A 22,194-nucleotide genomic window follows, 5' to 3' on the forward strand; every position below is an offset into this window, starting at 1 on the left:
CTTTTTTACTTGCCCTTGGTAATATTGCTTAGTTATTTTTCAGAGCCCGCCCAACGGGCTTTTTCAACCCTCTAGACGTACACCCGAAAGGAGAACCATTCATGTGTACCACCGTTATTGTCGGTAAAGCCGTTTCAAAAACCGGCCGAGTTATTGTCGGTCACAACGAGGATGCGGGCGGCCGCGTTTTCCATCAGCAGTTCTATGTGCCGGGCGGCAAGCACGCCGATAGTGATTTGCTCGTCGCAGAACCTGGCCGTGCCAAAGTTCCCCAAGCAGCAGAAACGCTTGCCACCTATTGGTCCAATATGTTGCAAATTGACGGTTCTTCCTTTGACCAAGGGTATGCGAACGAAGCCGGCTTAGTTATCTGCTCCAACGGCGGTGGTTCTTCCTTTGATGGCGATGATCCCGATGAAGCCGCCCTCGGTTTGAAAGACGGTGGCGTCGGTTTCCTGCTTCGCCGCATTATGGCAGAACGCGCCAAAACTGCCCGTGAAGCCATGGAAATTGCCGCCAAACTTCTGGATGAATACGGCTATTTCGGCTCTGCCCGAAACTATACCGTTGCCGACAAAAATGAAGCCTGGTGCTTAAACGTTGTCAAGGGCCACCATTACGTTGCCAAGCGCATTCCCGATGACAAGGTTATGTTGATTTCCAATATGCTTGCCATCCGCCACGTTGACATCAATGACCATGAAAACGTCATCGCTCCGGCCGACTTGATTGAATATGCCATTAAAAAAGGCCGCTATACCCCGAAGGTGCCCGGTGACTACAGTGACTTTGACTTCGCCATGGCTTATCAAAGCGATGAAAACCGCCACGCGCCGACAAAATCCGTCCGCATGCGCCTGGGCTGGTGGGCTATTACCGGAAATTACTACGGTGATGAATTACATTACCCGGAATTGCTTTCTCCGGCTCACGCCATGGGTGTCGAAGATGTTCGCGATGTCCTGGGGCTCACCTGCTATGAATCCTACGCGATGCGAGGAGACGGCAAAGAAGACGCGTTCCACGTTTCGGCCCGTGACATTTCCCGTTCTCAAACACGTGAATCATGGGTTATGGATTTAGCTGAAGATCCGCTTTACAACACAATGTGGCGCTGCTCGAGCTATCAGGATACCGGCGTTTATATTCCCTGGTTCCCAATGTCGGGCATTATCCCTGAAGGCTATCAGTGGATGAGCATTGAGCAGGCGAGAAAGAATCACTTCCATCTTGAACCCCATTATTTGGACTACGATCTGGATAAGAGTTTCTTTATCTACGCCACAGTCGGTGAACTAACGAACTTCAACCGCGGTCTTCTGCCCGGTATCGTTCGTGCCAAGAAGCAATTTACTGAAAAACTTCAAAGTGATTATGAAGCCGCAGTGGCTCATGCAAAAACGCTTTCGCGTGAAGAAGCCAGACAATACCTCGGCGAATTTACGGCCAGAGAATGTGCTCAAGCTGATGAAAAATGGGAAACCATGCTCAAACAAATCAGCCTTCACACAATGAGTGTTGAAGCTGAAGCGGTAAGCATCAGCCAAGAGCATGAAGTGGAAGTTGTCCTTTATGGTAGCGCCGATTTCGACGTGACGGGTCTGGATATGGAAACGGTCTATTGGAGTCTGGGCTTTACAGGAAAGAAAGAATCTGTCAATGCGCCGGCGCGTCCGATCAAACACCGCTTCGAAGATGTTGACGGTGATGGCTTTACCGATTGCGTTTTGACTTTTAACGCCCATGAGGTCGCACAGTTTGCCATCGCCGGCACAGTAACCGATACGTACCTCCGTGGTCTTTGTAACTGCATCCGCTTTGTGGCAATGGATACGGTCAAGTTTGTCGACTAAAACTTAAACGTTCACTTTACTTTTTCGGGCCGCACGCGGCCCGATTTTTTTTTGCTACAGTTTTGCAATAAAAACGTTGGAGGTACGGTCAAAACGGCCGTTGAGAAATACTCCCATTAGCGGATCAGGTTAAAACCTGCGGCGCAAAACGTTAATTTTCTACATTGAAAAATGTGCCGACCACGTTGGAAGTCCTCCTAATTTATGGAGACAACCATGCAAAACCAACTAGAAAAGCTCGAATTTTTCACAACCGACTGCGGCGAAAAAATTCCATTCAAACGCATCACTCAGTCCGATACGGCTATTGTTTTTGGTGCTCGAAAGAATCCCAGCTTTTATATTCCTAATCAGGCAGCCTACTTATCAAAACTTCCCTTAACCAAACGAGAAAGACCTCGTCCGGGATCTCCCACCCAGCTGGCTTTGGCCAGAAAAGGAGAAATCAGCGCCGAAATGCATTATGCGGCCTTATGCGAAAGCATATCGGTCAGCCAATTAGAGGAACAACTCGATTGCTATGCACTTCCTCAATTAAAAGCGAAATTACTTCCTATCCTTAATCGTTGTGAACGAATTAGCGGTGAAACAGTTAGAAAAGAAATTGCTTCTCGCCGGGCGGTTTTGCCATTGAATTTCTTGCATCCGGAAGCTCGTCCAATGGTCATTGGCAAACAATTTAAAACAAAAATCAATGCCAATATCGGTACCTCCGATACAGTCAGAGCGGATTCAAAAAAAGAAGAAATTGTGAAATTGACTGAAGCCATTAATAACGGGGCGGACACTGTCATGGATTTATCCGTTGGAGAACAAATTTCAGAAATTCGTGAAAACATCATTCGTTCAAGTCCTGTTCCAATTGGAACAGTTCCAATTTACGAAGTGCTGGAACGCGCTCGAGATATTTCCGAGATCTCTTGGGACTTATTTGCTCACGTCATGCAACAACAAGCTGAGCAAGGAGTCGATTACATGACTATTCATGCCGGCGTTCTTCGTCACCATGTTGAGTTAACTCGCAATCGTTTTTGCGGAATAGTGTCTCGCGGAGGCGGAATTTTGGCTCAATGGATGCACTTAAAAAATGAGGAAAATTTTCTCTATCAGCACTTCGACGAAATACTTGAAATCGCGCGCCACTATGACATCACTCTCTCGCTCGGAGACGGATTAAGACCTGGATCCATTTTAGATGGAAGTGATGCCGCTCAATTGGCCGAACTTCAAACGTTAGGAAAGTTAAATCGACGAGCCGCAGACTTTGATGTTCAAGTGATGATTGAAGGTCCCGGACATATTCGTCAATCTGAAATTGAAATGAATGCCTTGTTGGAATCAACGTGGTGTGATGATGCTCCCTTCTATACCTTAGGACCTCTTGTTTGCGACATTGGCGCGGGATACGATCACATCACGGCAGCGATCGGAGCATCCGAAATCGCTTCAAAAGGAGCCTCCATGCTTTGTTACGTCACTCCCAAAGAGCATCTAGGTCTTCCCGACTCCAATGACGTTCGCGAGGGTATGGCAGCTTTTCGCATAGCTGCTCACGCCGCCGATGTTGCAAGAGGTGTAGCAGGTGCTCAATTGTGGGATGCATTGATGAGTATGGCTCGTTTTGAATTCAGGTGGACAGACCAATACGCACTGTCATTAAGTCCAGATAAAGCCGAACAAATGCGCTCAGAGACTCTTTCCGGAAGTGGCGCCCAAGAAGCTCATTTTTGTTCCATGTGCGGTCCAAAATTTTGTCCAATGAAAATAGCCAGGGATCTTTTCGGTTAAAAAAGAACCGCCCGCTCTTTTATGGAAAAGTCAGCGGGCGGATGCTTTTCGTGCGCAAGAATTTAAGCCTGCGCCTAGCTTGATGTTTTAACTAATAAAGTACAGGAACACCAAGACTGCCGCATTCACAGGAAGCGAGCGTTTAATCACTTCCAAGGGCGAAACATTGGCGATACCGGCAATAATGATGACACCGGCGGCGATCGGCGAAGACACACGGCCTAAAGTTGCCGAAACGATTGCCAAGTAACCCAAGTCAGGAATTGTCATGCCGAATTCCGGAGCGTGAGGCGTTACGGCTTCATTGAAAGCGAAGCCGGCGGCGTCACCGGAACCCGTCATAATACCCAAAGCCATCGGACCGATAGCGGCACCGAGTTTGGCCACTTCGGAAGAATTCTTCAGGTATTCCACAAACACATCAATCACACCACAGGTACGCAAACCGGCGGCAAATACACCGGCCGCAATAATCAAACCGATGATGCTGCCGTAGCCATGTCCCATACCGTCGAAGAACTTCTTAATCAATTCCGTGGGATTGGAGCGCGTCACGATCATGGTGTAAATGAAACCGAAGAGCATGGCGGTTGCAACGCTCATCTTCACATTCGGGAACCAGAAAGCGATAACGAACAAGAGAACGACCGGAAGAAGCGGAGCAAAGGCCCAAAGGATATTGGGATGCTCGGGCAATTCAACATTGCTCTTGTGCACGCCTTCGTTTTCAAAACCACCCTTCTTGAAGTCACCAAAAATGAAACAGGCAACCGTCAGGAAAACAATACAAACGATGGAAATCAAAAGCGTACGGAAACCCGTATAGGTAATGAAATCCATCACAGGCCATTCAGCGAGCTTGGCCACGAAACCGTTATGGGAAGAACCCGGAGACCAGAAGGACGGCAGGGTTGAGGCAATCACGGTGGCGGCAGCCATTGCAGGACGGAAACCGGCGCGAATCATCAACGCCACGATGGTCGGGCCGATTGCGGCGCACATACCGGAAAGAGAGGAGATCGCAAGAGAAGTAATACCCGTAACGATCATGCAGCAGGGCAAAAGCAAAATGCCCAATTTATTTAAGGGCTTCGTTAAAAGAGAGACCAAATGCAAGTCACATTTGGTCAAGTTCATCGTCGCGGCAAAACCCATCGACGAGCAGATCACGATGATCAGCGAATTGTTGGTCATCGATTTGTCAAATTGCTCAAACGCTGCCATCGGATCCAAAGAAAGGATGGTCATGATCAAGCCTGATGTCAAGAGCACCAAGCGTGTTTCATAACGCTTGATCAGCGCCCAGACCGTGCCTACTACCACGATCAAGGCCGCCCACATAGTCCAAGTCATGTTGTTCTCCAGAATAAGGGGAAAAAGAGTTTGATTGTCCCCAATGAGCCTAAATAGCCTTTGGTGACAAAAATATTGGGCGATTATAGGTAAAACTATCTAGTCTGAAAAATAGGTTAAAACCCCTAGATCACACTAAATTTCAATCCAATTTGAGATTAGGCAAAATGCCTTAGTTTTTAATTTAAGGCAAAAACATTATCCCGATAAAATCATCGACGATTTTGAGCGCGGTTTATTGGTGACGCTCTATTTTTTGAGGTGAACATCCCATGTTGAAACACAACTATTACGGCAACTATACGGCTGAAAGTTTTGCCCAATTGCCCTTGGTTTTGCAACGCTTTTTGTCCTATACGCAATACAACACCACATCTGACCCTAACAGCACGACAGCCCCTTCGACCCAAGCTCAGATGGCTTACGCCCAACTTCTGAAAGCCGAGTTTGAAAGCGTCGGTGTTAAAGATGTGAAAATCACCGATAAGGGTATTGTGATGGCCTACCTGCCTGCGACCGAAGGACTTGAAACGCTGCCCGCCATGGGTCTTATTGCCCACATGGACACCTCACCTGAAGCCTCGGGCGAGCCCGCCCAATGGCAAGTGCTTAACTATCAAGGCGGCGACATCGTTTTAAATAAGGACAAAAACATCGTTTTGAGCCTTGAGCGCTTCCCCGGTGTGGCCAAATATGCCGGAGAACAGCTTGTTGTCACTGACGGCACCACGCTTTTAGGCGCCGATGACAAAGCCGGCATTGCCATTATCGTTGAAACGGCCCGCTACTTTGTTGAACACCCCGAAATCCCCCATGCCAAACTCTGTTTCGCCGTCACACCTGATGAAGAAGTCGGTCGCGGCACTGAAAATTTTGACATTGAAGAATTCGGCGCTCAATATGCCTACACCTTTGACGGTGATGAATTAGGCGGTTTTGAAACCGAAACATTTAACGCCGCTATGGTGAAGGTTCACTTTGAGGGCTTGAATGTGCATCCGGGTTCGGCCAAAAACAAGATGGTCAATGCCATTCGCATGGCCATGGACTTCATCGCTCGTTTGCCGGCGGAGTCCGCTCCTGAAAAAACCGAAGGTCATGAAGGCTTTTTCCATCCGATGGGCATTTCCGGCGCTGTTCGCGGCGTGGATCTCAAGATGCTCATTCGCGATCACAGCAACTCCCGTTTTGAAGACCGTATGAACTACGTCCGCAAGATGGTTGAAGAGATGAATAAGGTCTGGGGAGACCGTGTTAGCGCCGATATCAAGGTTCAATACCATAACTTGAAAAACTATCTTGATAAACATCCGGCAGTATGCAATCTTGCCCGTGAAGCCTATCGTCGCATCGGCGTTGAAATCCACGAAAAACCTGTGCGCGGCGGCACTGACGGCGCCCGTCTTTCTGCCAAGGGCTTGCCCACGCCGAACCTCTTTACCGGCGGCATGAACTACCACGGTGTCTATGAATGTCTTTCCGTCACGGGCATTCAAAGAGCCTTGGAACTCGGCATCATGCTCGGTAAGATGTCCGCGGAAGTCAAAACGCTTGACTAGCTTTAGTTAAACCTGACTGCCAGCCGTCTGAAGTCATACTTTTCAGACGGCTTTTTCGTCTCTTTTTTCTTGGTTAAAATGTCGACATCCGTTTGTACTTTTACGCTATGTCACTTTTTTCCTGCCCTACCATCGAGACTCAAACTGATCGGATTGAATTGTTCGATCCCTGTTTTATTTCGGATTTACATCTGAACGCCGAATCTCAAGCTCAAGCTGAATTTTTTATCCGCTTTTTACACGAAGTGGGAGAAAAGCACAGCGAATTAATAATACTAGGGGACTTTTTCGACTATTGGGTGGGTGACGATGCCTGGGAAAGCGCTTCGCGCATTCTTGAGCCGCTGCAAAAGTGGGGACAGAGTCACAAGCTCTTTATCATGCACGGCAACCGTGACTTCATGATGGGGAAAAAACTTGCGAGCCGGTTGGGAGCTACTCTTTTGCGCGATCCGTGCGTTGCGCGGATTAACACCCAAAATGTTTTACTCTCTCATGGCGACCTTTGGTGTATTAATGATCACGATTATCAAAAAGTGCGTCAAAAAGTCAGAAGCTTTTGGTGGCAATGGCTTGTTTTAAGACTGCCATTGTCAAAACGGCTCAAGATCGCCCACGATGCGCGGACGCGTTCTAAGGAGAGCAAAGTAAAGAAGGAAGCTTTGTTGATGGACGTTGACGCGCCAACCGTCGCCGACGCTGCACTACAAAAGCAATGCTCGTTTGTCATCCACGGTCATACTCATCAACCCGGAGAATATGCGCTTAGCGAAGAGCTGAGACGTTTTGTGCTGCCGGACTGGCGATTTTGCGCAGCCAACTGTTTTAAAGGCGGTTACTTGACCTTTATAAACGCAACGCCTGTTTTACAAACCTTTCAGTAAGTTACAAGAAAGGCTACCGACCGTGCGAGCTTTCTCTAAAATGGATAGTGAGACAGATATTGAACCGGGGTGCAAAGTGATCAAAAAAGTTCTGAAATTAGCGCTCATTACCGCTGCGTTTGTCGCTGTTACCGGTTGCGCTTCACCCACAGTGAAAACCAATGTAGCGATTTCGTCGAAACTGTCCATGACGCCCGATCTCAATCCGGGCCTCCATGCCATGCCTGATTGGGGTGACAAGATTGCCATTGTTCCGGCCTCAAAATCTAAGCAAAATGACGCCACCTACCGGTCTATCGCCTCGAGCATGCAGAATGTTTTGGCAGCAGCTCATCTTGAAACGGTTAAGGCCGGAAGCGGCGAAAAGTACCGCATGAGCATTGACTGGTCGGTCAAACCTTCCCGTATTATCCAACGCTCCGAAAGCGTTCCTGTCACCTACTTGGGCGGTGGCTTTGGTTGGGGCTGGGGACACCATAGGCACTGGCATGGTTCTTACGCAGGATTTGGTCCGCAAGTGGCTTTTGCGACCAGGGTCTACAACCAACAGCTTTATATGCGTGAATTGGATGTCAAACTGCTTGAAATGAAGGGCTCGCGAGCAACGACTGTCTTTACGGCGATCGTTAAAAACGAGGCTACCTGCAACCGCATTGACGACATTTTGCCCTACATGGTGAAATCGGCCATTGATAACCTTTATGCGCAAGACGGCACTGTTAAAGTGGTTGAGTTGCCTGAAGTCTCTGAAGTATGTCGTTAGTTATTGAAAAGGACGCCCCTTGGGCGCTCGTTACCGGGGCAACGGGCGGCTTGGGATTGCAGTTTTGTGAGTTGCTTGCCGCCCGGGGTTATCGTCTTGTCATCACAGCCCGCGATACTGCCCGACTGGCGGAAATGCGCGAACTGATTCCACAGGCCCAACTTGCCCTAGCCGGCGATCTGACCGATCCCGTGTGTCTGAAAAACTTACTCAATCATCTCAAACGAGAAAATATTGAACCTGAGGTCCTGATCAATAACGCAGGATTCGGTCTGTATGGTGAAACGCTTGAGCAAAATAGCGCTGAAAACATCAATCTGGTTGACTTAAACGTCCGAGCTCTCACCACTCTGACGTTGGCATTGGCGCCAAGCATGAGGGCAAAACGCAAAGGCTATATCCTCAACGTCGCATCAATTGCGGCTTTCATGCCCTGCCCTTTTTTGTCGGTGTACGGAGCCAGCAAAGCCTATGTATTGAGTTTTTCTGAAGCCTTGCATGAAGAGCTCAAAACCGAAGGCGTACACGTTACGGCGCTTTGCCCGGGCCCGGTTAAAACCAATTTTTGGAACCGGGCCGGTGTCAGCGAGTGTGATCGTTTCGAATTTGCTATCACCGATGCTCGTTCTGTGGCAGAGCGAGGATTGAGCGCTCTTTTCAAAAATAAAGCTCTAGCCACTTACGGAATATTAAATAAACTCCTGACGGTTTCGTCCCAGCTCGCCCCCAAAGGTCTTACGCGGTTGATCGCAAAAGAAGTGCTGAGATTGGCTGTGAAAAAATAATCACCATAGCCCTTGCAACTTTACGGGAAACCGTGCATAATTCCACCCTACGCGCCGGTAGCTCAGTTGGATAGAGTACCTGGCTACGAACCAGGGGGTCGCGGGTTCGAATCCTACCCGGCGCACCAAATTCAAGAGGGAAGCTTCAAAAGCTTCCCTTTTTTCGTTTTATACCCACATTTACCTATTGTTCTTTGCCTTTCAGCCTGCTTAAATTGTATTGTTGATCGATCAATTAAGGAGAAACCAATGGCCCAAGAACTCAATGTCGTTGATGTCTATAACGATTTACATCAAATTCCTGAATTGGGATTCCAAGAATTTAAGACAAGCGCCTATATCGCTGAAAAACTCAAGCAGATGGGTTATGAAGTAACCACTGGCGTTGGCAAAACCGGAGTCGTCGCCGTCGAAAAAGGCGCCGAAGCGGGTCCGTGCATCATGATTCGTGCGGATATGGACGCACTGCCTTTTAAAGTTAACGGCGAAGACAAGGTTATTCATGCCTGCGGTCACGATTCTCACTGTGCAATGCTTTTAGCGATCGCCTCCCGCCTGCAGGGCAAGATTAAACGCGGAACCTTAAAGTTGCTCTTTCAGCCCGGTGAAGAAACGCTCAAAGGCGCTTTGTCCGTTATCGATGACGGTGTGCTTGAAGACGTTGATATCGCCTTAGGACTTCATATCCGTCCCGCTACCGATATTCCGGATGGCACCGTAGCAGCCACATTGATGCACTCAGCAAGCATCTTTGTCCGCATTGATGTCGAGGGGCTTTCCTCTCATGCTTCCCGTCCGCATTTGGGTGTGAACTGCGCTGAAATGCTTGCGGCCATCGTTCAAAATGCAGGCCTTCTGAAGTTTGCGCCGACGCTTACCTGGTCCATGAAATGCACCAAGATTGATGTGGGCGGTGCGGCTATTAACGTCATTCCTGATAAGGGCTACTGCATGTATGACGTGCGCGCTCAAACCAATCCGCTTATGAAGGACATGCTTGAAAAGCTTGAGAAGAGCGCTCAAAGCACGGCAGCTGCTTTTGGCGGTAAAGCCAAGATGACGCTTTTAGGCGATGTGATTCCTGCCTGTGAATATGACGATGAACTCGTCAAAGAAATGAGCGACTGCATCGCTGAAACGTTGGGTGCGGATAAACTTCGTGCCACGAGTATCGGCGGCGGTGAAGACTTCCACTTCTTTAAGATCAAGAAACCGTCCCTTCGCACCGCTTATATCGGTGTCGGCGCCGGTGCAACGCCCGGCTTGCATCACCCGGATATGAAACTCAATCCTGAGTCTCTTATCAACGGCGTGAAGGTTATGGAAGCTTTTGCGTTGAAGTACTTAGGTTAATGACCAAAAAGCCCGGGAAAACCGGGCTTTTTTCTATCCTTGCATTAAGGAAAGCAGCGTGGCATCCGCATGCCACTCGATGCGGTATCGTGTTTCATCGCCATCGCCCTGATAGCGCATGTCCATTCCGAGGCCTGCTGCAAAGATCAGATCCTCCCCACTCCACAATAAAGGAAGTTTAGAGCGGTCAAACTCTGCAATCTCAGCCTTTTGATAAAGGTCTTTGAGATGTTTGCGGGGACGGTTTTTGAAAAGCTTTAACTTTTCACCGCCCTGACGGGGTCTGGCTTGCAGTTCTCTGTCTGTGAAATAGGATTCTGCGATACCGGGTTCGTCGTCTTTGGCCAAGCTGATCACAAGCTCTCCGCCCCAAGAAGGCAGAGAGTAGCGGCCCGGGCCCGTCCAATGGAGCGTTTCAAACTGCGTACGGTCTTTTTTCTGACCGGCCGTCTCTCTCATCACAAGCTTTGACCCATGACGCCTGATTTCAAGATTGGTACCAACCTTGATCGCGAGTTTGGTGTCGTTGTGCGTGAGACGCGTCTGTTTGAGAGCCTCATCAAGCTTTGCTTTAGAAGGCGGCAGGAGACCAAAACTTTCAATCCAGGCTCTCAGCACCAATGCCTGACGGGAGTCCGACAGTTTTAGCAGCGCATCAATCGAAAGAGCACGATCGGCGTCTTGAATTCTTTGCAAGTCTTCATGCGCTACTTCTTTGAGAACCTGTGCACTTTGAGCGATAAGCTCCACAGAGCGGGCTGCGGCTTCCTTAAAACCCGGACGAATCGTTTCCATCACAGGCAGCACTTCATGGCGAATGGCGTTGCGAAGATAGGCCGTATCGGCATTACTCTCATCTTCAACCCAAGTCAGATTGTTGAGTTCAAGATAGCGCTCAAGAAGTTCTCGAGGCAGGCGCATCAAGGGACGCACCAACTTCACTGCGCCCACCGAACGGGCTACAGGGAACGTAGCCAAACCGTCCACACCCGCGCCTCGCATCCATTGAATGAGGAACGTTTCAAGGCGGTCATCCTGATGATGAGCGGTCATCACCATGTGTGAATCAAATGCTTCGGCAGCTTTGAAAATCGCTTCGTAACGCGCTTTACGGGCTGCAGCCTCTACGCCTTCCCCTTTGCTCTTAACGCGCACATAGGCCACTTTGAAATTAACACCGAGCGCCTCAGCAGTCTGCCTGCAAAACCTTGCCCATTTATTGGCATTAGGGCTTAAGGCGTGGTGCACATGCACTGCGAGAATATCTTCAATAGGGCTGTTTCGTTTATCGCGCAGGACACAGAGCGCTTTGAGCAAGGCAACAGAGTCTCGGCCGCCGGAAAATCCGACGGTGATACGAACCTTTTTGGAAAAGTCTCGGGCAGCGCTAAAAAGATTCGCCTGAGAGCCCTGCCCGCAAGCTTCACTGATCGCTTCGCGCAGGGCTGCAAGAAGTTTTCCCTCTACGGTGCGAAGCGAGAGCGTCGCAGCGGATCGGGTTTTATGCGGCTGTGTCTTCAGACTTCTTGTCGGCATTGTGGCTCTTCGTGCGCGTTACACGTTTTTTAGTCGTTTTGACGGGCTGCTCTTCGTGAATGCTTTCGTGCTCGGCAATCGGTTCGAGCACTTTATCGAGCTCTTTTTCTTCAAATTTACCGTACGCAAGCAAGCGTTCAAGACGGCGCGATACCAAGTCATCCAAATTCATCGCATTGAATTGACGCATTTGGTCAGTGAGCGTCTTCTTTAAGCTTGCACCCATCAGCTGCGGATCGCGGTGAGCACCGCCCAAGGGTTCGGACAAAACCCGATCCACGAGGCCCAGTTCACGCAAACGATCGGCCGTCAAACCCAAGGCTTGAGCGGCTTCCGGTGCACGGGAGGCATCCTTCCACAAAATGGAAGCACAGCCTTCGGGGCTGATTACGGAGTAAATGGAGTACTGCAAAATGTTAACGGTGTCGGCCACAGCAATAGCCAAAGCTCCGCCCGAGCCGCCTTCACCGATCACCGTTGCGATAATCGGCGTTCTCAAGTGGCTCATCTCATAGAGATTGTGACCGATAGCTTCGGACTGACCGCGTTCTTCGGCGCCAATACCCGGATAAGCCCCCGGTGTGTCGATAAACGTAAAGACCGGAAGCGAAAACTTTTCAGCCAAACGCATCAGGCGCAAAGCCTTACGGTAGCCTTCTGGACGGCTCATACCGAAGTTGCGCATCATGCGCTCTTTCGTGTCACGCCCCTTTTGATGACCGATCACCACCACGGGCTGACCGGCCAAACGAGCCAAACCACCCACAATCGAGGTATCGTCAGCGTAGGCACGATCTCCATGCAATTCGTGGAAATCCGTGAAGACCATGTTCACATAATCGAGCATGTAGGGACGCTGGGGATGGCGGGCAACCAATGACGTCTGCCACGGAGTCAATTCAGCATAGGTTTCTTTCAGAAGCTCTTCAGTCTTGTGCTGAAGCTGCTCAATTTCAGATGACAGGTCAATCTTTTTGCCCTCATCTTTTTCCTGCATTTCATTTAATTCGTCGATTTTGCTTTGGAGCTCTTCAATTTGCTTTTCAAAATCTAAAAAAACTTGTTTTGCCATTATTCACTCTCTTTTTCGAGGGGCGTATTTTCTAAGGAACGCCATAAAAACCAAGTGGCGACGGTACGATACGGCGCCCAAACATTAGCGAGTAATTTTACACGGCTTTTGGCCCCACTGCGCCCCACAGAAATGACATTTTCATCGAAAAAATAGAGATTTACGAGGGCTTGTCGAACGCCAAAATCGTCTAATGGAAAAATATCGGGTCGCTTAAGAGCAAAAATTAAAACGCTCATCGCGCTCCACGGCCCCAACCCACGAATGCTCTCAATTGCTCGGCTGACCGCCGCGTCATCCAGCCGGGCGAATCCTTCTTCACTCCACTGACCGCTCACAAAACGCCATGCCACTTCTTTCATCGCCGCGATTTTTCGAGGATTAAGGCCAAGACTTCGCAACGCATTAATCGGCGTGACCATAATGAAAGAATCCCAACGCCCTTGCTTCAGACGGCAAAGCCGCATCCAAAGGGTTGCGGCCGCTTTATTGGAAATTTGCTGTCCGACAATGGCTCGTAGAATGGAAGCGATGACACTTTCGTGAGCGGTAAATTCAATATGACGGTAACGCTCAATAAGGCGTTTCATCACCGGATCTCGCTCAGAAAGATAAAAAAGCGCCTCCTTCCAGTAGTCGGGAAAGGCGCTTTCTGTAGACAAATGAGCCGTCATTTAGTTAATGTGATTTTTCAACCAATACACGTTGCCAAGTCGTCCCTTGCGGTGTATCCGTAAGCATCACACCCTGTTCGGCCAAATGTTTGCGAATTTCATCGGCCTTCGCATAATCCTTGGCCTTTTTAGCGGCCGCGCGAGCAGCGATGGCTTCTTCAATGGCGGCTTCATCAAGCCCGGCCGTAGAACCCTTGAGGAACACTTCGGGATCCGCTTGCAGGATATTGAGAATTGCACCGAGCTTCTTTAACTGACGACTCATTGCAGCGCTCTTTTGAGCCTGCGCACGATTGGCCAATTCGAAAAGTTGAGCAACTGCCACCGGAACATTGAAGTCATCATTCATTGCCTCGGCAAAACGCTTGGCGCACTCTTCATTCCAATCAAGCGGCAAATCGTCAGCAGGAACATCCTTTAAGGCCGTATAAAGACGCTTTAAGCTTTGGTACGCATCGACAATTAAGTCTGGTCCAAACAGAATCGGACTTCTGTAATGCGTGCGCATTAAGAAGAAACGAAGCACCTGAGCGCCGTTACCGACACCGAACTTATCATCGGTTTCAGCGATGGCATCGCGCACGGTCCAGAAGTTTCCGAGCGACTTGCTCATCTTTTCTTCTTTGCCTTCTTTATTCATTACACGCAAAGGACCCGTGTGCATCCAGTAGTTGGCAAAGCGCTTTCCGTTTGCCCCTTCACTTTGAGCGATTTCGTTTTCGTGGTGCGGGAAAATCAAGTCCGGACCGCCGCCATGAATATCAAATGTTTCACCCAAATAGTGGCAACTCATCGCCGAGCACTCAATGTGCCAACCCGGACGGCCCTTACCCCAGGGGCTATCCCATTGCGGCTCACCGGGTTTGGCGCTTTTCCACAACACAAAATCAAGCGGATCACGCTTGGTATCGTCAGCCGCCACACGCTCGCCGCTGATCAAATCATCAATCGATTTGCCGGAGAGTTTGCCGTAATCTTTAAATTGACGAACGGCATAGGCCATGTCACCGCTTTTTGTTTGATAGGCCAGTCCCTTTTGCTGCAACTTTTCGATGATGTTGAGCATTTGCGGGATGAAGTGCGTGGCGCGAGGCTCAACCGTAGGCGGCAAGCAGCCGAGAGCGATCATGTCCTCCTGCATAGCTCGGGAGAACTCATCGGTCAATGCTTCACAGCTCACGTGACGTTCAGCAGCACGGCGAATGATCTTGTCATCGACGTCCGTGATATTGCGTACAAATGTCACTTTATAACCGATTGCTTCAAGCCAACGGCGAATGATGTCAAAAGAGATAAAGGTGCGGCCGTGACCGATATGCGTGTAGTCGTACACCGTGACGCCGCAGACGTACATTTTTACTTCCCCCGCAGTGATCGGTTCAAAAGCCTGTTTGCGGCGAGATAGTGTGGAATAAAGTTCAAGAGCCATGGAAATTCTTTATTGTTTTCAAAATCAAGTTACCGATTCTTGACAGTATATAGGAAGCGGCAGGCGAGCGAACCATCTTTTCACATTTGTGGCTACTGCCAATTACGTCAGCTTCGAAACGCTTCGTTGCATTTGTTTAATAAGAAAAGAATGCTTCGCCGATATAATGCAAATGACTTTACTATCGATGTCTCGAAATGTTCAAACTTAAGAAATTGCTGCCCTATACAATGGCCGCCATCTTGCTCAGTGCCACGGCTTCTTTGCCGGCCATGGCCGCTTTTGAGTACGACGAGCCCCGCACGGAAAATGAACGCATAGAACTTATTGACCGGCTCATTGTTGAAAATCAATGGCGTGACGCGCTCAAGCACATTGCCCAAGCGCTTAAACACAATCCCCAAAATGTTCAATTGAAGTTTAAGCGCGCGGTCATTTACAGCCGCATGGGTGATAATCCAACCGCCAAACGCTACTTTAACGAACTCATCCGGTCCTATCCGGAGATTGTTGAACCCTATAACAATCTGGCCGCAATCTACGCTTCAGAGGGCAACTTAGTGAAAGCCCGTGAACTTCTTTTACAGGCTGTCACCATCAATCCCAATTTTTCAATGGGTTATGAAAATTTAGGAGACCTGGCCTTGCAGGGAAAAAATCCTGACACGGCTCAGGCCCTGCAATACTATGAAAAAGCAGCTTCCCTGGCCCCCGATAACAAAGTTTTAGCCAGAAAGCTCAAAGCGTTCAAAAAATATTTGGATCAAAACTCTTGAGGATTTTAAATGACTTCTTTTACTCGCCGCGCAGCCGTTGTTGCCTTAGCCATGGTAGCCATCGCGCCTGCCGCTTTTGCTGCGCAAGCCACTCAAGTCAAAGTGGATACGAACATGGGAGCTTTCGTGATTGAACTTAACGCCAAGGCTGCCCCAAAGACGGTTGAAAACTTTTTAGCCTATGTCAAGAGCGGCTTTTATAAAAACACGCTCTTTCATCGCGTGATTCCGAATTTCATGATCCAAGGCGGTGGTTTCGTGATGGGTATGGAAGAAAAGGACACGCGGGCGCCAATTGCTTTAGAATCGCGAAACGGACTGTCCAATGTGCGGGGTACCATTGCCATGGCCCGCACCAATGATCCGAATTCAGCCACAAGCCAATTTTTTATCAATGTAAGGGATAACCGCTTCCTTGATGCCAATCAGGCTCAGGACGGTAACGGCTACGCGGTTTTTGGCAAAGTAGTCTCCGGCATGTCCACGGTTGATGCTATTGCCCGAGTCAAAACGCATTCCGTAGGCTACTACGATGACGTGCCCATCCGCGATGTGGTCATTAAGAATATGTCTGTTATTAAAGGAAAGTAGAAATGATTCGTTTAACTACCAACTACGGCGTCATTGATATCGAACTCGATTACGAACATGCTCCGGCAACGAGCAAAAATTTCGAACAATACGTCCGCGATGGCTTCTACAACAACACGATCTTTCACCGTGTTATTCCCGGTTTCATGATTCAAGGCGGCGGCTTTGAGCCCGGGATGAAGCAAAAACAAACCCGCGAACCGATCGAAAATGAAGCCGATAACGGTCTTCGTAACGACAAGTACAGCATCGCCATGGCCCGCACAAGTGATCCGCACTCTGCTACGGCTCAATTTTTCATCAATGTCGTAGACAATGACTTTCTCAATCACACGGCTCCCACTCCGCAAGGCTGGGGCTATGCCGTATTTGGCAAAGTCGTTGCCGGTGAAAACGTGGTCGATCAAATCGCCGCAGTGAAAACGGGCCGCTGGGGCTTCTATGATGATGTTCCCAAAGAAAATGTGATTATTGAAAAGGCCGAAGTGATTGAAGGCTAAGGCTAAGCCTAAGCCTTAGCGTTAACGATCCGGGAAAGCATCTTTTGTTTTCCCGGATTTTGTTTCAGAAAGACTAAGTTCCAATTTCGTCATTTCAATTCCTGCCAACCAATAACAAATTTGCCCAAAAACTAGGCAATCCAAGCAGCAGCATCTCCGTTAAAATTTAAGAATGTGTAAGACCCAGTCCATTCGGCCATTTGGTGATGCCGATAGGGCCTTTTTTATTGATAATTATTTCAGTTTCGGTATATGCAGTCTCAAAACGCCTGTTTGTCTTTAGGCATTGACATTGGTTCGACAACCATTAAATACGCGCTCATTGACGGCAATAAAAAAATCGTCGCCGCCCGTTACGAACGCCATAAAAGTGCAGTGGTTCAAACACTCAAATGGCTTTTATCGGATTTGATTGCGCACTATGATTGCCAAAAAGCCTTTGTCCGGTTATCAGGCTCGGGCGCTTTGATCCTAGCCGGTGCAACGGGCACCGGATTTGTGCAGGAAGTGGTGGCGGCCGGGACGTACCTGCATGAAAATGATCCTCTGTTAGACGTTGCCGTGGAACTAGGCGGTGAAGACGCCAAAATCATTTACCTCACACAAGGCGTTGAACTTCGCATGAACGAAGCCTGCGCGGGCGGCACCGGAGCCTTTATTGATCAGATGGCTTCGCTTTTGGACACTGACCCCATCGGGCTCAATGAACTGGCAGAAGACGCCAAACGGTCCCACCCGATTGCTTCGCGCTGCGGTGTTTTTGCGAAGACAGACGTCGTTGCTCTTTTAAATAGCGGCGTTCCTCGCTCAGAAATCGCCCGAAGCATCTTTGAAGCCGTCGCAGATCAGGCCATCAGCGGCTTGGCATGCGGTCGACCCATTGAAGGACGGGTGGCTTTTTTAGGCGGACCTTTACATTTTTTGCCGCAACTGGCGAGTGCCTTTGAGCGAAAACTTAAAGCCGATAAAACAACCTTCGAGCATTTCAATAATTCTCAATACGCTGTTGCTTATGGGGCCGCCGTTGATGCGTTTGAAAACACCAAAGATGAAGAGACAACGCTTGAAGAATTTTTGGAAAAACTCGCTCCAATTGACACTATCGCGGGTGAATCTGTTCATCTGGCTCCTTTTTTCAAGAATCAAGAAGAGCTTGATAACTTCAAAAAACGACACGCCGCGCATTGCGCTAAACGAGGGCAATTGCAAGATGCCTCTGGCGACCTATTTTTAGGGATTGACCTGGGCAGTACGACGGTCAAACTCGCATTAATTGATCAAGACGGTGCCATCCTTTATGACTGGTACAACCACAATGAGGGTGACCCCCTACCTAAACTGATTCCGCAAGTTTTGGCACTTACCTCAGCTTTACCGAATAAAGCCCGAGTGCGCGCCATTTGCACAACAGGTTACGGCGCAAGTCTTGCTCAGGCGGCCTTAGGCAGCCAATTCAATGAGGTCGAAACCCTGGCACACCAACGCGCCGCAGTCGCCTTTGATCCCCAAACAAGCTACGTGATTGACATTGGCGGCCAGGACATGAAGTGCCTGAAGGTAACGGCAGGCGCAATCGCCGATGTTAAATTAAATGAAGCTTGCTCTTCGGGGTGCGGCTCTTTCATTGAAACATACGCTAAGCAACTGGGGCTTTCTCTTTGCGAATTTGTCGACAGTGCACTTCATGCGCAAAATCCCTGTGATTTAGGCACCCGTTGTACTGTGTTCATGAATTCAAAAGTCAAGCAAGCGCAAAGTGCGGGGGCAACCGTTGCCGACATCGCCGCGGGGCTGTGCCACTCGATTGTCTTAAATGCCTTACACAAAGTGCTGCGTATTGCCGATACCAAACAGTTGGGTGAGCATGTCTTGGTGCAAGGCGGCACGTTCTTAAATGACGCCATCCTGCGCGCTTTTGAGCTTTACATTGGCCGTCAGGTAATCAGACCCGATATTGCCGGTTTGATGGGCGCGTATGGTGCGGCATTGATTGCTCGCGAAAGAACAACAACGGATACTCCCCTTTTAGATTTAAGCCAAAAGGCTCTCGATCTTTCCGGCGTCAAAACAACTGAATTTCGCTGCAAGAGCTGCAACAACCACTGTCTGTTAACTTTGCATCGTTTTGCGAGCGGGCAAAAACACGTAAGCGGCAACCGTTGTGATTTTGCTCTCAAAGGCATTGAAGGCAAAAACGCTGAGCACTTCATTGACAAAAAATGCAGCCTGCTTTTTAACCGAGAACCCCTGCCCGAAAATGAAGCCCCTCGAGGCACAATCGGCATTGCGCGAGTGCTCAATATTTATGAGCATTACCCCTACTGGTTTGAGCTTTTTACGAAACTCGGATTTCATGTGGAGCTCTCACCCTATTCGGATCACTACATCGCAGGGCTCGGTATTGAAAGTATTCCCTCTCAAAGCCTTTGTCTGCCGGCTAAGCTTGCCCACGGACACGTCACCTGGCTGGCCAAAAAAGGCGTCAAACGTATTTGGTTGCCCTGCATTCCGAAAGAACGAACGAATTTTGCAAATGTGCCGGGTCGCTTTGCCTGTCCGGTGGTTGGCGGCTATCCTGAAGCCTTGAAACTTAATTTTGAGTGCACCCATCCTGAAGCGAAACTTCTTACACCTTTTGTGGATCTCAATGAGGCTAAAACCGTCCAACGGGCCATCAGTGAAGCCTTTCCGGAAATTCCGATCGCGCAAATTCGCGAGGCCGTTCGAAGTGCGGAAGCTGCACAGCAAACCTATCAGCGCCAAGTCCGACAGATGGGGGAAAAGTGCTGGCGTGAACACGAAGTTTCCAAGGCTCCCTTAGTGGTGATTGCCTCGCACCCCTATCACATGGATCCTTTTGTCAATCATGGCATTTGCACACTGATTGCCTCTATGGGCGTTGAGATTGTCACGGAGGATTCAATCGCGCACTTGGCCCCCGACACGACTTCACTGGATGTCATCGACCAGTGGACATTCCATAGCCGCCTATACCGTGCAGCCGAGCTCACACGTGATAAACCGTGGGCGGAACTTGTTCATTTGGTCAGTTTCGGTTGCGGACTCGATGCCATTACCTCCGAGCAGGTTCGTCGTATTCTGGAGCCAGCCGGTAAACTTTATACAATGCTTAAAATCGACGAAGGCGATACGCTGGGAGCGGCCCGGATTCGCTTGCGCTCGCTTTTTGCCGCTCTCAAAGACCGACGTGAATTGCATGCCGGTATTCAAGAGGCTCCCATTGTCTGGCATGATCGTCCGAAGGAAAAGAAAAAACTGGATCTTAAAGCTGTCAAGACAATTTACGTGCCCCAAATGGCGCCGATCCACTTCCCGATTCTTGAAAGCGCTCTGAAAAGTTTAGGCTTTAATGTCAAACTCTTGCCTCAGGTGCGTCCCGAGGCGATCCAGTTGGGGTTGCGCTACGTTAATAACGACGCCTGTTATCCGGCCATTGTTGTCATCGGACAGTTGTTGGATGCCGTTTTATCGAAAGATTTCGATCAGGATACGAGCGCGCTTTTGCTCGCGCAGACATGCGGACCGTGCCGCGCCACTAACTACGCGACACTTTTGAAGTGGGCACTCAAAGACCTTGATATGGAAGAGCTTCCCGTTATCACTATCTCGACACAGAAGGTAACCGGTACGGAACACCTTCCGTTGGGACTTAAAGGCATTAACCGAATCGCCTTGGGAGTGCTTTACGGTGATTTGCTGCAAAAGCTCTATCTAAAAACCCGCTCTTATGAGAAAGTACCGGGCAGCGCTCAGAAGCTTTTAGATAAATGGCAAGCGATTGCCTGCCGCGATATTGATAAAGGTAAGAGTGCGCTTCGAGTCAATGCTTTACAAATGGCCAAAGAATTTGCCGCTATTGAATGCACTGACACGCCCAAACCTCAGGTCGGCATTGTGGGCGAAATCCTTTTGAAGTATCACCCGCAGGCAAACCTCAACATTTTGGAAGAACTCTTTGCCGAAGGGGCTGAGCCGCGTTTAGGCGATATTTCAAGCTTCCTTTTGTATTGCCTCTACGACCCGATTTTCCAAGCTAAAGCGTTAAAGGGCCCCAAGATGCGGGCTTTAACCTCCGGTCTTTTTGTGCAGTACTTTGAATCCCTCAGAAGCATTGCCAATGAAGCACTCTGCCAAGCAGGCTTCAAAGCAATGCCAACGCTAAAGGAACATCTGGCGCGTCTTAACAGCCTTATGTCACCGGCCCAACAAGCCGGCGAAGGTTGGCTTCTTACCGCTGAAATGGTGGAATTTTTGGAAACAGGCGCTCCCAATGTGCTCTGTCTGCAGCCTTTTGCTTGTCTGCCCAACCACATTACGGGTAAAGGCGTGATGCGGGTACTCAGACAGCTTTATCCGAACGCCAATCTGTGTGCCATTGATTTTGAAGCGGGAACTTCACATGCGAATTTCAGTAACCGCTTAAAATTATTCATGGCCCAGGCTCGCGATAACCAATCAAAGCGTACTGCCGCTAAAGGACTGTAACGATGGATCATCTCACCGAAGGCGGACTACTCATTATCACGCTTGCTGATCAAGGGGCTGTGGGGCCACTGCCATCGCACTACTTTGATCCTCGAGCCAAGCAGGGAAAAATTCGCGACGCTTTAGTGCGATGGTTTTCCCTTTGGGGCATTCCCCTTTCAGGCTCCACACATAATCCGACCTGGCTTGAAGCTCATACAACGGAAGTTGTATGGTGCGATTCTGTCCCAGGCGATCTGCACGGTCCGCAGACCGTTCGTTATTATGCTCAACATGCCGACCGCATTGTCGAAGCCATCGAAAAGTGCCGACCGAAAGTTATTCTTGTCTTAAGTGCCTATCTCTACGAGGCGATGGCAACAGAGGGTTTATCTCAAAAGATTTCTGCAGTGATCGGTAAAGCAAAAGGCGCTCCACGAAGAATCACAACCATGAGGCTAAAAGCGCTTGAGCAAAAATTTGAACATGCGCAAATGCTGATTCTTCCGACTCCCTCTAAAAACACCACAGACGACTACATCAGAAGTCTGAGTGCCAGTGTCCGAGAGACATTCGAAGCAGCAGGATTTAACCTCAAAGACAATGGTGATGCACTTTTAGGAGCTGCTAAGGCACTGCTCGTTTTAGATGAAAAACGCACCATTGTCGCAATGCAAAATCGACTTCGTATCGATGAGTCTCGGGCTAAAGCGTTGCTTGAAGCGATGCAGGAAGAAGGTCTCATCAGTCAACCTGATGAGAACGGAAGACGTTTTTTGAAGAAATAAAAAAT

The 22,194-nt window shown here is 49.2% G+C and carries 17 protein-coding genes and 1 tRNA gene; 13 read left to right on the plus strand and 5 right to left on the minus strand.

Annotated elements, in window-relative coordinates:
- Positions 1 to 101 precede the first annotated feature (101 nt).
- Both M3080_RS03125 and thiC read left to right on the plus strand, forming a co-directional pair.
- On the plus strand, positions 102 to 1,853 hold the full coding sequence (locus M3080_RS03125) for a C69 family dipeptidase (RefSeq protein ID WP_249091850.1): 1,752 nt from the start codon (positions 102 to 104) through the stop codon (positions 1,851 to 1,853).
- A gap of 216 nt (positions 1,854 to 2,069) precedes the next feature.
- Entirely contained in the window at positions 2,070 to 3,641 is a 1,572-nt protein-coding gene (gene thiC, locus M3080_RS03130) for a phosphomethylpyrimidine synthase ThiC (RefSeq protein ID WP_249091851.1), read from the plus strand.
- Between the two features lie 87 nt (positions 3,642 to 3,728).
- Here the strand turns inward: thiC and dcuC are convergent, their stop codons facing one another.
- Positions 3,729 to 4,994: a C4-dicarboxylate transporter DcuC gene (dcuC, locus tag M3080_RS03135; RefSeq protein ID WP_249091852.1), complete on the minus strand. Its 1,266-nt coding sequence runs from the start codon at positions 4,992 to 4,994 to the stop codon at positions 3,729 to 3,731.
- 272 nt (positions 4,995 to 5,266) lie between these two features.
- Here dcuC and pepT point away from each other — a divergent pair, with 272 nt between their 5' ends.
- The 6 genes from pepT (at position 5,267) to M3080_RS03165 (ending at position 10,338) form a co-directional block, all read left to right on the plus strand.
- Positions 5,267 to 6,553 carry a peptidase T gene (gene pepT, locus M3080_RS03140; RefSeq protein ID WP_249091853.1) on the plus strand — a complete coding sequence of 429 codons (1,287 nt, stop codon included), beginning with the start codon at positions 5,267 to 5,269 and terminating at the stop codon, positions 6,551 to 6,553.
- A 158-nt stretch (positions 6,554 to 6,711) separates the two neighbouring features.
- Positions 6,712 to 7,437: a UDP-2,3-diacylglucosamine diphosphatase gene (locus M3080_RS03145; RefSeq protein ID WP_249091854.1), complete on the plus strand. Its 726-nt coding sequence runs from the start codon at positions 6,712 to 6,714 to the stop codon at positions 7,435 to 7,437.
- Between the two features lie 40 nt (positions 7,438 to 7,477).
- Positions 7,478 to 8,200: a hypothetical protein gene (locus M3080_RS03150; protein ID WP_249091855.1), complete on the plus strand. Its 723-nt coding sequence runs from the start codon at positions 7,478 to 7,480 to the stop codon at positions 8,198 to 8,200.
- Positions 8,191 to 8,985: an SDR family NAD(P)-dependent oxidoreductase gene (locus M3080_RS03155; RefSeq protein WP_249091856.1), complete on the plus strand. Its 795-nt coding sequence runs from the start codon at positions 8,191 to 8,193 to the stop codon at positions 8,983 to 8,985. The genes M3080_RS03150 and M3080_RS03155 overlap by 10 nt, the downstream gene beginning before the upstream one ends.
- A gap of 51 nt (positions 8,986 to 9,036) precedes the next feature.
- Positions 9,037 to 9,113 (plus strand) — tRNA-Arg (locus M3080_RS03160).
- Positions 9,114 to 9,234: 121 nt separating this feature from the next.
- Entirely contained in the window at positions 9,235 to 10,338 is a 1,104-nt protein-coding gene (locus M3080_RS03165) for an amidohydrolase (RefSeq protein ID WP_249091857.1), read from the plus strand.
- Positions 10,339 to 10,371: 33 nt separating this feature from the next.
- On the opposite strand, the gene tilS is transcribed toward M3080_RS03165, so the two are convergent.
- Genes tilS through cysS form a run of 4 tightly spaced genes read right to left on the minus strand, consistent with a single transcriptional unit; the run spans position 10,372 to position 15,049 of the window.
- On the minus strand, positions 10,372 to 11,874 hold the full coding sequence (gene tilS, locus M3080_RS03170; RefSeq protein ID WP_249091858.1) for a tRNA lysidine(34) synthetase TilS: 1,503 nt from the start codon (positions 11,872 to 11,874) through the stop codon (positions 10,372 to 10,374).
- Positions 11,840 to 12,946 carry an acetyl-CoA carboxylase carboxyltransferase subunit alpha gene (locus M3080_RS03175; protein ID WP_249091859.1) on the minus strand — a complete coding sequence of 369 codons (1,107 nt, stop codon included), beginning with the start codon at positions 12,944 to 12,946 and terminating at the stop codon, positions 11,840 to 11,842. The genes tilS and M3080_RS03175 overlap by 35 nt, the downstream gene beginning before the upstream one ends.
- A complete protein-coding gene (locus M3080_RS03180; protein ID WP_249091860.1) occupies positions 12,946 to 13,608 on the minus strand; it encodes a DNA-3-methyladenine glycosylase family protein in 663 nt (220 codons plus the stop codon). The genes M3080_RS03175 and M3080_RS03180 overlap by 1 nt, the downstream gene beginning before the upstream one ends.
- 16 nt (positions 13,609 to 13,624) lie before the next feature.
- Positions 13,625 to 15,049 carry a cysteine--tRNA ligase gene (cysS, locus tag M3080_RS03185; protein ID WP_249091861.1) on the minus strand — a complete coding sequence of 475 codons (1,425 nt, stop codon included), beginning with the start codon at positions 15,047 to 15,049 and terminating at the stop codon, positions 13,625 to 13,627.
- Between the two features lie 197 nt (positions 15,050 to 15,246).
- On the opposite strand from cysS, the gene M3080_RS03190 reads away from it, so the two are divergent.
- From M3080_RS03190 to M3080_RS03210, 5 genes are all read left to right on the plus strand, one after another.
- Positions 15,247 to 15,825, plus strand: a complete 579-nt coding sequence (locus M3080_RS03190; protein WP_249091862.1) for a tetratricopeptide repeat protein — start codon at positions 15,247 to 15,249, stop codon at positions 15,823 to 15,825.
- A gap of 9 nt (positions 15,826 to 15,834) precedes the next feature.
- Positions 15,835 to 16,416: a peptidylprolyl isomerase gene (locus tag M3080_RS03195; RefSeq protein ID WP_249091863.1), complete on the plus strand. Its 582-nt coding sequence runs from the start codon at positions 15,835 to 15,837 to the stop codon at positions 16,414 to 16,416.
- Positions 16,417 to 16,418: 2 nt separating this feature from the next.
- Positions 16,419 to 16,916, plus strand: coding sequence for a peptidylprolyl isomerase (locus M3080_RS03200; protein ID WP_249091864.1), 498 nt, complete (start codon positions 16,419 to 16,421; stop codon positions 16,914 to 16,916).
- Positions 16,917 to 17,168: 252 nt separating this feature from the next.
- Positions 17,169 to 21,422 (plus strand): acyl-CoA dehydratase activase-related protein, encoded by a 4,254-nt coding sequence (locus M3080_RS03205; protein ID WP_249091865.1) that lies wholly within the window; start codon positions 17,169 to 17,171, stop codon positions 21,420 to 21,422.
- 2 nt (positions 21,423 to 21,424) lie between these two features.
- The gene (locus M3080_RS03210) at positions 21,425 to 22,189 is read left to right on the plus strand and encodes a DNA translocase FtsK (RefSeq protein WP_249091866.1); all 765 of its coding nucleotides are present in this window, start codon (positions 21,425 to 21,427) and stop codon (positions 22,187 to 22,189) included.
- Positions 22,190 to 22,194 lie beyond the last annotated feature (5 nt).

The sequence above is a fragment of the Parasutterella secunda genome, assembly GCF_023336895.1.
Lineage (GTDB): Bacteria > Pseudomonadota > Gammaproteobacteria > Burkholderiales > Burkholderiaceae_F > Aphodousia > Aphodousia faecalis.